This is a genomic window from Rhodococcus sp. UFZ-B548 (assembly GCF_903819475.1).
In the GTDB taxonomy this organism is placed as follows: Bacteria; Actinomycetota; Actinomycetes; order Mycobacteriales; family Mycobacteriaceae; genus Rhodococcus_F; species Rhodococcus_F erythropolis.
The window spans coordinates 1-14,351 of record NZ_CAIJDS010000085.1 but is presented as its reverse complement, the minus strand read 5'-3'; the positions used below and the strand labels follow the sequence as shown (position 1 = coordinate 14,351).

Sequence of the window (14,351 nt, the reverse complement as noted above, 5' to 3'; positions counted from 1 at the left end):
CAGAATGCCCCAAACATCCTTCGCCGCTTCACTTTTCGATTAACGTGACAGTGCCGTCAGCGTGGCTCACAGATCGAGGGACAAATTCCGTCGTGGACACGGCACCCGGCGTAGTTGACGAGAATCAACGAAGCCAACTTTGAATTGACTGTGAACCCATCAATTGAATTCCAGGCTGCGACTGCAGCGGACGAGGGCGGTTATCCACGAGGCGTGTATCAAGATCGATAGCACCCATGCAACGAGTGCGCCGCCGATCCACCACTACCGCACGCGATCGGCCATGAAGTGCCGGTTACTGCTCGCGCGCGAACACAACTCCTGACCCGAGAACGGTCCTGCCAGCGGGCGCATGTCGGCGCCACCGGGCCGCCCCGTGGTCATCCAGTTTGAAAGATGATCCCTAACCTCGGGCATATTGTTCATTGCCTATGCCGAGTGTTTGGGAGATCCCGGTATGCCTGGGCGAGGGCGATACCAGCGTCGTAGTCTTCGACGTGCTCCCCCGCCTCCGGTGTGTACATACCACCGACGCGGTCGGGGTCATACGCCATGAACACCACGTCGGGCCGTCCGCCGTTGAACCTGCTGAACTGTTGGTAGTCCCAGCCGTCGGGGGCGTAGTCGTCGTTCCAACCGAGCCGTGCGACGGGGACGAAGCCGGCGTCCGCGTAGAGCTTGGGGAGGACGGTGTCGAAGCAATCCAGCCGATGCCCACCGAGCCGGGTGGCCTGGCGGATAATCGATTGCACCGACCTCGGGTGCGCGCAATCCTTGTGCGCGTACGCCGAGACGATCTCGTCGTCTTTGAGCGCGACGCCAGCTTTTCCGTCGTCGGTGACCAATAGCCGCATCTGCCGGTATTCGTCTTCGTCGTAGACGTGGACCGACGCGGCGTGCGGATTCTTGTGGGTGAGCTCGCGCATCTGCCCGCGGTAGACCCCAGCGTCTGTAGGGGCAAGCTCGTAGAGCGTGGGAGCGGACAGTCCGCGCGCAGCAAAGCCTTCGCGTTCATCAGCAGCGAAGGTGTGGTCGGTGACCGGTTGGATCTGGCGATCGTTGATTAGAAGCCGAGGTCTTGGGCTTCCTCGATCTCCGGATCCGACCAGTACTTCTCGATTTCCACCCGCTTGGCCTCCGGCAGTTCCGGGCTCCAGCCGTACTGCCCCCAGAACTTCTCGCGGCGTTCCTGCGTCATCGGTTCGTCCATCGTGTTCTCCTCTCTCGTTATCATTGTCCGCCACACCACCCTGCGCGCGGTGCAGTGCGTCGGTTTGTCCGGCGCGCAACTCCTGCCCAGCAGCCAGGCGACGGGTCAGCTCGGCGCGGCGGTCGGGTTCGACGGCCAGTGCTGCGCGGAGTTCGTTCTGGCCGCCGGGCGTGGAGTCGTAGAGAGCGCGGGTGTAGTGATAGGCGGCTTCGGCGGCGGCAACGCGTCGTTGCAGGCGCGCATGAGTGGGGTTCTCGTCGAGCGCAATTCGGGCAACATTGATTCTGGCTGTGGCTTTGTCGAGACGCTTGCGGATGTGCGGGGTGCAGCGCGGGCCGGGTTTGGGTTTACACATCGGCGGCTCGATCGTTGACTGCGTCGATCAAGGTCGCGAGATTGCGGCCGAGCTGCGCGATGCGTGCGGGGTGCGGTGTGCGCGGATCGGTCAGGTAAGTGTCGCGGCGCAATTCGATCATCACCGACGTCACCCGCTCGTCGATGCCGTAGTACCGCAGCGGCACGTAAGTACCGCTGTAAGGGGTGTTCTCGGAGATCTCACCGAGGGACGTGAGAGCGCCACGGGCGGCATCGATCAACCACGGCGGGGTGTGCTGAGGGTCGGTGCCGATGCACAACCGTGGCCGCGGCGCGGCAGCGTCCTCGAACGCGGACGGCTTCTCCGGATACGAATGCAGATCGATGACGATCGCCCGCCCGCAAGCGTTCAACCGGTTCTCCACCGCATCGGTGACTGCATCGGCGTAGGAACGGAAATAGGCCGCGATCAGCTCCGCCCGACGTGGATACGGTTCGGCGCGCAACTTCACCCCGGAGCAGGTCCGGGTATAGACGGCGCCGCGGCCGAAAGCCTCTGCCGGATCGCCGTCGGGGAACCGTTCCGGGTCGATGACCAGACGTGAAAGATCGTTGATCACGATCGCGGGTCGCACGCGGACGTGGGTGAGTGCGGTGAGCGCGATCTGGTCGGTGGCAGTGTCGGTGGCTTCGTCCAACTCGTCGGCCAACTCCTTGTCGGTGAGTATCAGGTCGGCGCGGACCGCAGGTGGGATCAGATGTGAGGAATGCGGAACATGGATAATGACCGGCGAGCCCTCGTCGCCCGGTACAACGGTCAAGATAATTGACACTGAATTCCCCCTATTGATCTCGGCGTGTTCATCCTGTCAGCAGGCCACGACATGCTTTCGGGACGTGAATTATTCACGCTGGCAGTATGTTCGGTATCTGTGGAGCGCAATCCGTACTCTCCTTTTCTGGTCAGGTGCAGTCGACGTGGAAGGACGAGTAGGAGTGCCCTGCTACGAATAGGGGGTTTCCAGCCGACCGGCGCGTCGGCGGCGGCATAGATGTGGACCTGGTGGGACGACCGTCGGTGGAGTCGGTGGCGACCGTTTCGCTTGGTAACGACGGGCACCCCGGCGAATGCACTCCTGTCGTCGCTTCGCCATTTGGTGCGACAGTTACGGCGCGGCGGGTTCGGTTGGCAGAGTGCTTCATTGGGGATTCATCTCTCGAAGAATGTCGTCGGCGTCGCGGGTCAGCTGATGCTGTCAACGAACCAGCGGCCGTCGATGTCCTTAGTTGTTATCGTTTGCGACAACTGACCTGGCGCTTGGTCGGTTCGTATTTCGGTGAGAGCGACGGCGTAGATCCTGGCGGCGATGGGCGTGATGCGCACGCAGTGGGTGGTTCCCTTTGGGACGGTGTCGATTCCGGCCTGGATCGTCTCTTTCGCCGGCAGGGAGGTGTCGGGGGTAGTGAGTGCACGGACGGCTGTTCCGGAGCGGGTGACGTAGTAGGCGTGCTCGAAAGCTGCGATGACTCCGGGGCCGCTTTTCTGGTCGCCGGGGTCGGTGCGGCATCCGGTGGGGTCGGGTTCAGGCGTGGGTGCAGCGACACCGAGGGCGGGTGGGATGGCGTCGAGGGTTGGTGCCGTTTCCGAGGTGTCTGTCTCGTCGGCGATTCTTTCCTGTGCGCTCTCGTCGTTGCCGGAGAGCAGACGCGGGACGAACCAACCGAGCAGCGCGACCACGACAATCAGGGAAGCGACGTAACGAAGGCGGGGCGATCGGGAATCCCTCTTGCGCGGACGCTTCGACGCTGGCGGGGGCGTGGGCGCGGTTGTAGTCGTGTCGGCGCTTGTGGGCTGGGGTGTGCCGCCGAGTAGGTCGATCACTGCGGGGTGCCTTGTCGTGTTCGTCATCGCTGTCGTCCTTTCGGTGCTCGCGCCTGGTTCTGCAGTGGCGCATGGACAGGTTCAGGGTGGGCGGCGCGTTGCCGCGCCCTGAACGGCTCTGATGATGCGAGTTTTACGCCGGAATACCCGCGCCGACTGCGTCGCTGATCAGCGAGGACGCCAGGCCAGGGGTGGCGTTGGTGAGGAAATCCGTGAGTGCGGTGTCGACGTGTTCGATGATCTGCTCGCCTCCGGGCTGTCCGGCGACGAAGTCGCGGGCCTGCTGATCGATCGCAGGGGCGGTCGCGACGGTGTCGCGGACAGTGGTGGCTACGGCCTCACCGATGGGGCCGGAGTTCTCCCAGTCGGTGAGCGTGTTCTGGGTCTGGCTGGTGACGGTGGGTTGGTCGACGTCGGGGACCTCGATTTCGACGGGTTCGCCGAGTTCGCCTGCGCCGTACGCGACGGCGGCGGTGAATCCTGCTATTCCTCCGCCCAGACTGCCGAGAACGAATGCTGGTGCGCCGGCGATGAGTGCGCCCGTACCGGCGCCGACGGCGGTTCCGGCGAGACCGCCTGCTACCCAGCCGATTCCGGGGACGAAGACGTTGCCCAGTCCGAGGCCGATGTTTCCGCCCACGGTGCCGCCGATCAGCGCTCCTCCGATGGCGAACGGGGTCGCGAGGCCGATTCCTCCGGCGAGTGCTCCGGCGGCGGCACCGCCGACTTGGGTGGCGGCGTCGCGGCTGGCTTTGTCGACGGGGACGCCGAGAGAGTTCCAGCCGGTGGCGACTCCGGATTCGATGATGGCGGTGGTGTTGTTGGTCCGTTCGAGGTCGACGTCGGAGACCCAGTTCGGTTGTGCGATGTAGAAGGTTCCGATGCGGAGGGTGTCGCGGGGGGCGATGATCGGTGCGACGACGTCGACGGGGCCGGGGAGATGGAGCTGGGTGTAGTCGGTCGGGGTGGTGTCGGTGTAGGTGGGTGGTGTGTAGGTGTCGGTGTCGTAGTCCCAGTTCGGTAGCGGCTGGTAGTCGATGTGCTGGTATTGCGCGGGTGGGTCGATCCAGTAGATGGGCTCGGTGAGGGCTGGAGCTTCTGTGGCCGGCGGCGGGGTGGGTTCGGTGGTCACGCCGCTGTCGGTGATGCCGGCTTGTCCTCCTCCGTCGGTGATGCCGGCTTGCCCAGGCGCTGCGATCGCCGGTGGTGCGAGCGTGATTCCGGCTGCCACTGCTGCGACGACGGCGATGGCGCTCTGGCGGGCGAGGGTGGGGCTGCGGTGTCGGCCGCGCCGGTGTGCGCGGCGGGCGGCTCGGTGGGCTGAGGTGGTGTCGATGCTCATGTGGTGCCTTTCGTTCAGGAGGGTATGGATGGATGCAGGGAGGGATGCTCGTGTGCGGGGCCGGCTGATAAGAGGTCAGTCCGCGGCGTGGGCAATGAGATCGATGACGGTCGAGGCAACAACGGTCAGGGCTTCGGTGGTGCTACGCCGGAGCTTCGAGGGCGCGATGCGCTCTCCGGAGGCGAAGAGTGGTTCGAACGGCATCCGGGCGACCGAATAGACGCCGGCGTCGAGAAAGGCGTCGACAGCGTCGATTTCGACCATCGGCGCATCGCCCGGTCCGTCGGTGATGACGACAATGGTGCGAGCCATCATCGCCCGGCCCGCGGTGGCGGCGAGGTCGAGGAGCATGCGGTGCGCGGCTGCGGCGGCGTCGCGGCGGAGCGGGACGGGCACCAGGAGGACGTCCGCGTGGGTGGTTGCCCAGTGCCAGCTGCCGGCGAGGCGGTTGTTGCCGGTGTCGGCGACGAGGATCTCGCGGTGCTGGGACAAGATCTGTGCCGCGGCATGGGCGTCGTCGTAGCCGAGAGCGGATCCGTGGGCGCCGTTGTTGCCGGCGACGATGTCGTCCCCGCTTGGTTGGCGGGTGAGGTACTGCGAGAGCGCCGAGGGCCGGATGCTGCCGGGCTGGGCTGTCTCGGCGGCGATCAGTGCGAGCAGGTCGTGTCCGTCGCGGGGTGGGGTGCTGACGCGGTCGGCGAGGCTGCCGCCGACATCGGCGACGTCGACGCAGACCGTGGTTGCGGCGCCGCGGTGTTCGGCGATGATCGCGTTCAGCCCTACCGCGAGTGGGGTTTTGCCGACGCCGCCTTTCGGGTTGGCGATGGTCACAATCGAGAACCCCGGGAGTGGGCCGGTGATGGATGCGATGGCGGCGCGTTGACGAATTTCGGCGGACCCGGGTTTCGGGGCGATTTGAAGGTTGAGGAGGGTGTTGAGTCGGCCGCGTAGTCCGGTGCGGGCGGGTTCCTGGGAGCCGGCCGTAATTTCGGGTGCTGCGAGCACTGATGTCGAGGTCGGTGTGCGCGCCCCGGGGACTGACCGGGTATGAGTGTCTACTCCCACGGCTGGCGGTGAATCGCCGAGGGGTGTCACCGCCATCGTGACCGGTTCCTCGACATGATGATCCGGCCGCGTCTGTGGTGTGTCGGTGGGCGTGGGGATGGGTCCGGTGGGCAGCGATTGCGCCACCTTCCCGTCCGGTGCGACGGTGAGTTGGCGGGAGCGGCCTGCTTCCTGCACGGTGACCTCGACGGGTGAGCCTGCGTCGGCGGAGTGTTGTCGGCTGAACTGTGCGATCACCGCGTGGATCGACTGCCCGTTGTCGGCGGACAGTTCCACTTTCTCGTCCCCTGCCCCGCTCACGAGTGCGGTTCGCTCGGAGGTGATTTCGATGGCAAGGGTCGACATCACGCGGTGGTTCCGGTGAAGGCTCCGACGCCGGAGAGTTCGGTGTCCATTTCGAGGACGATGGTGTCGGCCTTGTCGAGGGCGGCCAGAGCGTCGTCGCGGGCTTTGCCGTCGGGGAGTACTTCGATGATCTGGCGGCGGGTGGCGACGGCTCTTTTGATTTCGTCGAGTCGCGGAGCGGTCAGTTCCTGGTCTTCGCTGAGTTTCGGTAGCCATGTGGGGATGGCGTTTTTGAGGACGCGGCGTAGTTCGGTGATGACGGGATCGCCGCCGCCTTTGGGTGCTGCGAAGGGGTTGCGCAGCACGGTGATGTCGTCGGCGGTGGGGGTGATCGATTGGGAGATGCGGCGGCTCATGGGTGGACCTTTCGGGTGAGGGTTGTGCAGATTTATCAGCGACGTCGGGGCTGCGGTGTCAGGGCGCGGGTGCGGTGGTATCGGGTTCGGGGAGCAGGACGACTTCGTGGGGTCCGTAGGTGATGTGGTTCTTGATCCGTCCGGTGCCGTGGAAGGTCAGGGTGGTTTCGGTGACGGCGCCGCTGTCTTTGTCGCGGATGACGGTGACCGCGGCGACGGTCGCGGGGTGTTCGTTGCCGTGTCCGTCGTCGACGAGGACGGTCATTCCTTCGGTGACCGCGGAAGCGGGTATCGCGTCGGCGAAGTCGTCCTCTGGGTCGGCGGCGGGGGTGTCGTCGTGGTGGCCGAGGACGGTGGGCTCGGGAGCTCGGCCGTAGGCGCGGGCCGCGACGGCGACAGAGCGTTCGGATTCGATGAAGTGGCGCAGTTCGGTCGAGTAGAACGCGATGTGCGGTTCCTGCTGGGGCCGTAGCCCTTCGATGATCTTCTTCTCCGAGGTCGAGAGTTGATTCCATTTGTTGGGGTGCGGGTCGACGTTCGGGGTCCACCACATCTGCGCATCGACGGGCACGCCGTCGTTGCCGAGGGCGACTCCGCGGCCGGGGATCGAGGTGTCGATCTCGCGGCCGATCTGCGAGTCGCCCCACAGCATCATCGCGCCGTCCTGCGAGAGGTTGCCGAGGGAGATGCGGGTGCCGAAGTTGTCGCGCGCGTTGCCCGAGGCGCCGCCGAAGAGGGACGCGTCGGGTCGTTGCACACCGAGCAGAAGCCGGATACCGGCCGAGCGTGCGAGGACGGCGAGATCGGCCCACGCCCCGAGTGGGTCGAGTTCTTTGAGGAGATCGCGGGTTTCGTCGTCACCGGTTTTGGCGAGGCGCTGCCATTTGCCGGAGAGGATGAAGAACTCGTCGAGCACAGCGATCAGGAGAGGGAGTTGGGACGGCTCGATCTTCTTCACGTGGACGTAGTGGTTGCGGGCCATCATTTCGCTGTGCAGGGCACGCACGAGCATCGCGGAGCGGACGGCGTCGTAGACGATGGCGGCGCACCCGGGGTAGCCCTCGAGTCCGTCGAGTTCGATCATTTTCGGATCGACGCCCAGGAACGGGATTCCTCGTCGCGAGGCTTCGGTGAGCAGGGTGCGGATCACCGATGTCTTGCCACCGCCCGTGGGTCCGACGATCAGGCAGTGAGGTTTGTTCGACTTGGTGGAGATGTCCCAGAACATGTATACCTCCGATGCTGCCGTCGCGTAGGGCAGGTGGCGCAAGTTCTCGTCGACGAGTTCGAGAGGGTGATCGACGCGGGTGGGCAGGGGGGCGCGCAGGCCCATCAGGAGGTAGCCCTCGGAGGGAAACCAGTCGGTGGCCCAGGTGCGGCCGGATTCGTGCTCGCCGGCGAGGGCGGCGAGGGCTTCGTCGACCTTCTTCTGGAATCCGCGTGCACCGCTGGAGAGGGTGGGTGTGAAGGTGATCTTGAAGGCGGTTTCGACGTCGCCGTCGAGCGAGGCGACGCTCACGGCGGGCTCTTTCAGCGGTCCGTCTTTGAGGGAGTTCGCCAGTGCCTTGTGCCGCGGTGATCGGAGATCGGGTTGAGTCAGCGTGCGGGTGATGCGGATTCGGTCGCGGTGGGCGTCGTGGACGACGGTGTAGGTCCATCTGCTGGTGCGCCTGCTCGCGGAAGCCCGTACTGCGGTGGTGAATTCGCCGAGCTCTTTCGGACGGATGATGGCGCCGCGCGTAAGTGTGATGGTGGCGCTGCGCAGGGTGGTGATGCCGGGCGGGTATCCGACGCTGATTTTGACCGGGGTGTGGCGGGTGCTTTGCCGGATTTGGGCGTCGAGTCCGGCGCGGTGACGGTGGGTGAGGAACCGTGCGATATCGCAGGCGAGCAGGCAGACAGTGAGGGCGGCGAGCGGCCACCGATATTGGTGGACTGCGGAGACTGTGCTGTCGAGTTGAGGGGTCGAGAATTGTTCGGCGAGTTCGAGGAGCTGCGGCGCGAGAAACGCGAGTGTCGTTGCGATGACAGCGAAAGGCGCCCACGCCCTGTAGGGGCGGATGGCGGACTCCCCCACACCGCTTGTTCGCGCGTGAGGCTTGTCGGAGCCGAAGAGGTCGACGAGAAAGTCTTTGAGCGGGTCCTGCTGGCTTCTGCTCACCGTCCACTCCTCTCACTCAAATCCAGTCCACGACAGTCGTCGCCGGGGCGTGTGGGGTGCACTGTCACATAGCGCGGGAAGCAATCTCAACCCGCCTGTGGATAACTTGCTTCGCGGGTGTGTGGCTGGAGCGTGCGTCACCTGCCCGAGCGGTGATACCGGGGCGCGATAGACACCCATCGCCTCTACCCGCGGCTGGTTCTGGTTGTGGTGCTGCGCATTACCGATCGCAGGATCCGCGACGGCATCGCTGATACACCGTTTGGGGACTTGTTCAACCACCTAGGCCACGGCCCCGACGACGATGTACATCTCGCGTGGTTTTTGTCTTCCCGCGCCCCTGTTCGCGGACCCCTTTCAGGCCCTCGAACGTCACGCTTCGTGAGGTACAGAACCCGGTGCACGAACAGCCGAGAACGGTGTCGACGACACCGCGGCAGGCGCCACGCCAGAATGACCCGGCGATACCCCGTACCGAACCCTGACCAGCAGCTGATTGAAATATGTTGGCGCGAAGCAATTTTGAGCAGTACACTCCCCCTAGGCCCGAAGGGCCGGGGGAGTGACCCCGAAGGGGAAGAGTGAATCGGACCCCTGAATTCCACCTCCGATCGCGACCTCTGCAGGCACCCTCAATGCGGGACTGTTCGAGCACGGGGTGCGCAGCCCCCCACACATGCGTGCTGACCACGCTATGCACGCAAAGCATGCACACCACGCAGGCAGTGACGAAGAACCGTTCGTCAACCCTCAGACCATGTCCCCGCCGCGGGTGCCTCGAGCAAGTTCCAGCAGGGGTCACCCACACAGCTGGCGGACACGTTCCGAAAATGGTTCTGCGCCAAATTCTTGAGGCGGACGAAGGCCACGAAGCACAGCAAGCGAGGCACGTGGCGATCGCCACGGTCTGCGGCGGGTCCGTCGACCATGCCCATTCACAGTTGTCTGCCAATCCACTGAAGGAACCCTCCCGTTGAGGTCTGGGAAGTCTCCCGCGGACACCCGCAGCGAAGACCGTTCCGTGGCCGCGCTCCCCCTGCATTCGAGTTAGTTCCCACGATCGCCGAGAGATCCCCGGCGGATGAATCGCGACACCTGAACGCACCCGACACGACGACACGCGCTCGCGCTGATCGGCCAGCGCGCCAACCGCGGGGTCGAAAAGTTATCCACAGGTCGCATTGAAATTCCCGCCACCACTCTTCTACGTTTCCGCGCAACCACATTCGTGGGGTCTGGTTTCACCACTGTGTTGGAGAGTGCTCATGTTTTCTCTTGCTTCCGCCGTGATCGACGTGTCGATCACGGCGACGCATCCACCGCTCACCGCGAATGCAGTGACCCTCGCGCAGTCGACGGACATCAATACCGGTGGTCTGCGCACGTGGATCAAGGACAACATCGTCTTCACCATCCTCATCGCCCTCGCATGTGTAGTTCTCGTCGGCGGGCTCAAGGGCAATTTGTCGCGGGTCTTCACCGTCGGCGGACTCGGATTGTTCGGGCTTGCCTACCTCGGTATCGCGACATCGGAATCGGCGGCCACGGGGATCGGCAATTGGATTCTCGGACTCTTCGGTATCTCGACCTAACCGCTGATGCCTGCGCAGAGAACATTCGAAGGGGATGCTCGGTGATCGACAACGACGACCTGATGTACCGCGTGGACCGGCACTACCTCGGTCCGACGGGTTATCCACTGCCCGTGCGGATCCGCTACACAGCCGGCATCGTCGGCGTGGTTGCTTTCGTGGTGGTGTTCGTGATCGGTCGCGGAATTCTGCACGTCCCGCTCGGGTTCAAATCGCTGATGGTGATGGCCGTGATCACGGTGTGGCTTACGACCCGGATCGCGAAGTTCGTCACCCCGGACCGCCCACTGCGGTCGGTTCTCAAGGCCGCCCTCAACGACCTCGTTGCGCCGCGCCCACCGAAGCGCGGTGCACCCGTGTTCATCTCGCTACCCGAGCGGTTGACTACAGGAGAACGTGCCGTCGTACCTGTTCGCCTCGACGGTGAGGATCACCGATGACCGCTCCCGAGAACGACATTGCGGCTCTGTTCGATCCGAAACTCGACGACCCGCTTCCGGTTATTCCTCCCGGTGCCCTCCCGCCTTCGTGGGCAGCAGTGCAGTCGTATGCTCCGCAACCGGTACGTGCGTGGTCCGAAGCCGAACACGCACACGTTCCGGATGGTTCTGAATACGACCACGGCGAGGACGACCCCGACGGCCTCATCTCCCCTGCATCCGATCCGGACCACGTCGCAGACAAAGCGTTCGGCCGTCAGCGTCGCCGCACAGGCAAGAAACGTGCAAAGTCGGCAACAGATCGCGACAAGACAGCAGCGAAAAAACGAGCAGACCGCGAACGAAATGCGGTACGCCTGAAACTGACCGGCACATCAGCGAACATCACCCGCACCGCGACCACGTCCACCGCATGGTTCGTCCAACGCCAGGGCCCGTGGAATTTCCGCACCACCGGAAAGCAGCGCCGCTTCATCCAGGACGAAGCGATCATCCTGACCAACCTGCAGAAGGCCGGCGTCAACAAGGTGCATCGCCGCCTCGTGCGCACCCCGTTCCCTGTCGCGCAGTGGGCGGTCGATCACGACAAGTGGGCAAGCCCGATTCCCGATGTTCCTGGCGCATTGTCGTGGGCGGACTACCTGCGCGGGCAGCAGCATGCGATGTTGTGGTCCAACGCGACGATCAAAGGCCGCTACTGGGGTATCGAACTTCCGCAACGTTCCTCAGTGGGCCAGGGGTTGGACTGGACCGCCCGGATGCTGCGGTATGTCGCTGACTGGCCGCTGCTGGGCAGGGTGTGCACGGGGGTGAACAGCTGGGCCGACGACGCCTTCGAACGCGAGCAGAAGGCCCTTGCCGACCACCTCGCCACACTCGAACGCATCATGTCTGGCCGAGGAGTGAAAGCAACCCCGGCCACACCCGCCGCGATCGACTACTTGCTGCGCCGATCAGCGACCATCGGTCTGCCGCTGGAGGCTGGCGGTGCGATCGCCGGCGCCGGAGATTGGGAAGAGACCGACGTCGCCGCCATGGAGGATCTCACCGACCTCTCCCTCACCCCAGGCGACGGGTACACGACCGTCTCCGGCGTCGTCGACGGCCGCAAGTACACCGGCGTGGTGATCGTGCTGACGATCGGCCGCATGGCTCCCCTACCGATTCCGGAACGAATGCTGCCGTGGCAGATCATCGGCGATCCGTCCGGTGAACCTCTCGAATGGTCCGACCGCATCGAGCTGCACGACAAAGCGAAAACAATCCGCACCATGCGCTCCCTGACCGGCAAGATCGAATCGCAGTTCGACCACTACACCGTCGAACACGATCAGGTCCCACCGAAAGAGTTGGCGGAGCAGCACGCCCGCGCGCAGGACGTGATCTCCGACGTCGAAGAAGACCATTCCGGACTCTCTACTCGAACCACCGGGTGGTACCGCCTCGCGGTGGTCGGCACCGACCCCGACGATGCGCGGCAGAAAGTCTCCGATCTGCAGGAGATGTACTCACCGCACATCTCGCTCGAACAAGAGCACGGCCAATACCAATTGCTCCGCGAGTTCATACCCGGCGAGCCGCAAGCCAACATCGCCAACAAACGACACATGGATGTCGAAGCAGTCGCCGCCGGGATGGCGACCGTCAGTGACCGGATCGGTGACCGCCGCGGTGTCGTCCTGGGCGAGACCGGATCCATCTCGCCGCGCCCGGTGATCTGGGACCTGTTCGCCGCGCACGAGATCAAGCACAAGTCCGGGCTGACACCGATCGTCGCCGTACCCGGTTCGGGTAAGACGTTCCTGGCAGGCATGATCGTCTACCAAGCCGTGAGAGCCGGCGCGTACGGCGTTGTCCTCGACCCCTCCGGTCCGCTCGCTGCGTTGGCCGGTCTACCGGAGTTTCGTGACATCGCCCGCGTCTACGCCCTCACCGGTCGCGATTCACGCGCTGGCGCCTTGAACCCCTACCGCGTGATCACCGATCCGCGTCGTGACGATCCCGAGTACGACGCTCGCAATGTCGAGTTCGCCCGGGATGCAGATCGGTTCGCCGCGGCGCAGTCGAAGTTCGAGGCGGATATGCGTGCAGCTGCTGCCGAGCGTGTCGAGGTCGCCGTCTCGGTGCTCAAGATGATGCTCACCGAACGGCATCTGCATCTCGAGCACACCGAACCCGTGCTGCACATGGCTGCGAACATGGTCGGCGGCGACAGCAACCACAACCTCCGGGAAGTGTTGGCCTCGATCCAATCGATCGGAGTGAGCGATCCGGACCAGGCCATCAAAACGTGCGCGAACGGGTTGTACCAGCAGCTCAGTTTGATGTCGGAGCTCACCGAGGCGCGTGTGCTGTTCCCGGAGGAGGGCACGATCGGCAGTGGAGCGGATGCATTCGACGCTGACATCCGGTTGACGATCTTGACGATGCCGGGCCTGCAGCTACCGCCCGAAGGCACGCCGTCCTCGCAGTGGACACCGCAGCAACGGATGACGGCGCCGTTGATGCACATGGCCGCGTGGCTGGCGAACAGACTCGTCTACGAAAAGCCTCGCCATGTGCGCAAGGTGCTCTTCCTCGACGAGAACAAATATCTCGAATCCACTGGCGCCGGCCGCACCCTCAACCTCCGAATCGCCCGGGACTCACGCAAATTCAAGGTCCGCGCTCTGGTCTGCTCGCAGCTTCCGGATGATTTCCTCGGATTGGACGGCAGCGACGACAAGACCGCCCTGACCTACGAGGTGTTCGTCGGTGACGTCGGTGGTGATCCGCATGCAATCGAAGGCGCCCTGAAACTGCTCAAACTTCCCACCGGGCAAGGGTTCGAGCAGTTCCTCGCTGAACTGGGCAGCGGCGGCGAGGACACTCTCGACGAGGACACCGACACCTCCTATCAGGACGAAGCGCGGCGCTGGATGATCCGGATGGCCGACGACGTGGAACTGGTGCGTTCGAGCTGGATTCACTACGTGCATCTCGCGCATGTGTTCGCGGCGCTGAATTCCTCGTCGGCGAAGAACGCCCTCGGCGGTACCGCATGATCACCCGCGGAGGGCTCAGAGCGCCCTCAGCAGAGCTGGATGAGGCAATCCCCCCTCGATCGCGCGTTCGGGCGCTGACCGTCAACCTGGCGCGGGTTCTCGCCGTTCTGGCGTTGGTGCTGGTGCCCCTCGTCGCTCCGGGTGGGCCGATCGCATCTGCCGGCGGATTCGACTGCAAAGACGTCCCCTCCCCCGAGTTCCCGAACTCGGTCATGGCAGCCGAGTTCGATTCCTCGAGCAAAGACCGCGAACCGAAACAGAGCGGCACCGGCTACGAAACCTACGGGTGGGCCGGATTGCGCTGGTACACCTACGACCTCGGCTGCGGCAGCGACCTGGTCCGCGCACCCGACGCAGTCGCGGACACCACCCTGGGCAACACATTCCTCGCAATCGGCAAGGGATTCGCTGCTGCAGCGTTCTGGCTCGACGACCAGACGAAGACCGGAGCAGCCGCCGAAGAGGCCGGGATCGCCCCGGCGATGGTGCAGTTCGACCAGATCGTCGCCTCGATCTCCAACGGAATGCTCGGTGTCTACGGAACGGGCTCTTCGCGCTTGAGCGGGGTGCCCGGTAGTTGATGGGGCTCGTGGCCCCGA

The 14,351-nt window shown here is 64.5% G+C and carries 10 protein-coding genes and 1 pseudogene; 4 read left to right on the top strand and 7 right to left on the bottom strand.

What is annotated here, in order from left to right:
• Positions 1–422: 422 nt before the first annotated feature.
• The 7 genes from H7C86_RS37750 to H7C86_RS35190 form a co-directional block, all read right to left on the bottom strand.
• Positions 423–1,565: a hypothetical protein gene (locus H7C86_RS37750; protein ID WP_259349412.1), complete on the bottom strand. Its 1,143-nt coding sequence runs from the start codon at positions 1,563–1,565 to the stop codon at positions 423–425.
• Entirely contained in the window at positions 1,558–2,346 is a 789-nt protein-coding gene (locus H7C86_RS35215) for an N-formylglutamate amidohydrolase (protein ID WP_259349411.1), read from the bottom strand. The genes H7C86_RS37750 and H7C86_RS35215 overlap by 8 nt, the downstream gene beginning before the upstream one ends.
• 422 nt (positions 2,347–2,768) lie before the next feature.
• Entirely contained in the window at positions 2,769–3,434 is a 666-nt protein-coding gene (locus tag H7C86_RS35210; protein ID WP_182263342.1) for a hypothetical protein, read from the bottom strand.
• A gap of 106 nt (positions 3,435–3,540) precedes the next feature.
• Positions 3,541–4,749 carry an insoluble domain protein gene (locus tag H7C86_RS35205; protein WP_182263341.1) on the bottom strand — a complete coding sequence of 403 codons (1,209 nt, stop codon included), beginning with the start codon at positions 4,747–4,749 and terminating at the stop codon, positions 3,541–3,543.
• Between the two features lie 75 nt (positions 4,750–4,824).
• The gene (locus H7C86_RS35200) at positions 4,825–6,159 is read right to left on the bottom strand and encodes a ParA family protein (protein WP_182263344.1); all 1,335 of its coding nucleotides are present in this window, start codon (positions 6,157–6,159) and stop codon (positions 4,825–4,827) included.
• Complete coding sequence (locus H7C86_RS35195) at positions 6,159–6,515, bottom strand: hypothetical protein (protein WP_019749726.1); 357 nt, start codon at positions 6,513–6,515, stop codon at positions 6,159–6,161. Before H7C86_RS35195 ends, H7C86_RS35200 begins: the two co-directional genes overlap by 1 nt.
• A gap of 58 nt (positions 6,516–6,573) precedes the next feature.
• A complete protein-coding gene (locus H7C86_RS35190) occupies positions 6,574–8,676 on the bottom strand; it encodes an FtsK/SpoIIIE domain-containing protein (RefSeq protein ID WP_182263340.1) in 2,103 nt (700 codons plus the stop codon).
• A 1,265-nt stretch (positions 8,677–9,941) separates the two neighbouring features.
• Between H7C86_RS35190 and H7C86_RS35185 the strand changes: the two genes are divergently transcribed.
• From H7C86_RS35185 to H7C86_RS35170, 4 genes and pseudogenes are all read left to right on the top strand, one after another.
• Positions 9,942–10,268, top strand: a complete 327-nt coding sequence (locus H7C86_RS35185) for a hypothetical protein (RefSeq protein ID WP_182263339.1) — start codon at positions 9,942–9,944, stop codon at positions 10,266–10,268.
• Between the two features lie 41 nt (positions 10,269–10,309).
• On the top strand, positions 10,310–10,708 hold the full coding sequence (locus H7C86_RS35180; protein WP_019749729.1) for a hypothetical protein: 399 nt from the start codon (positions 10,310–10,312) through the stop codon (positions 10,706–10,708).
• Positions 10,705–13,752, top strand: a complete 3,048-nt coding sequence (locus tag H7C86_RS35175) for an ATP-binding protein (RefSeq protein ID WP_182263338.1) — start codon at positions 10,705–10,707, stop codon at positions 13,750–13,752. The genes H7C86_RS35180 and H7C86_RS35175 overlap by 4 nt, the downstream gene beginning before the upstream one ends.
• A pseudogene (locus H7C86_RS35170) lies at positions 13,749–14,294 on the top strand (hypothetical protein); the annotation flags it as partial. The gene H7C86_RS35175 and the pseudogene H7C86_RS35170, both read left to right, overlap by 4 nt.
• Between the last annotated feature and the right edge of the window lie 57 nt (positions 14,295–14,351).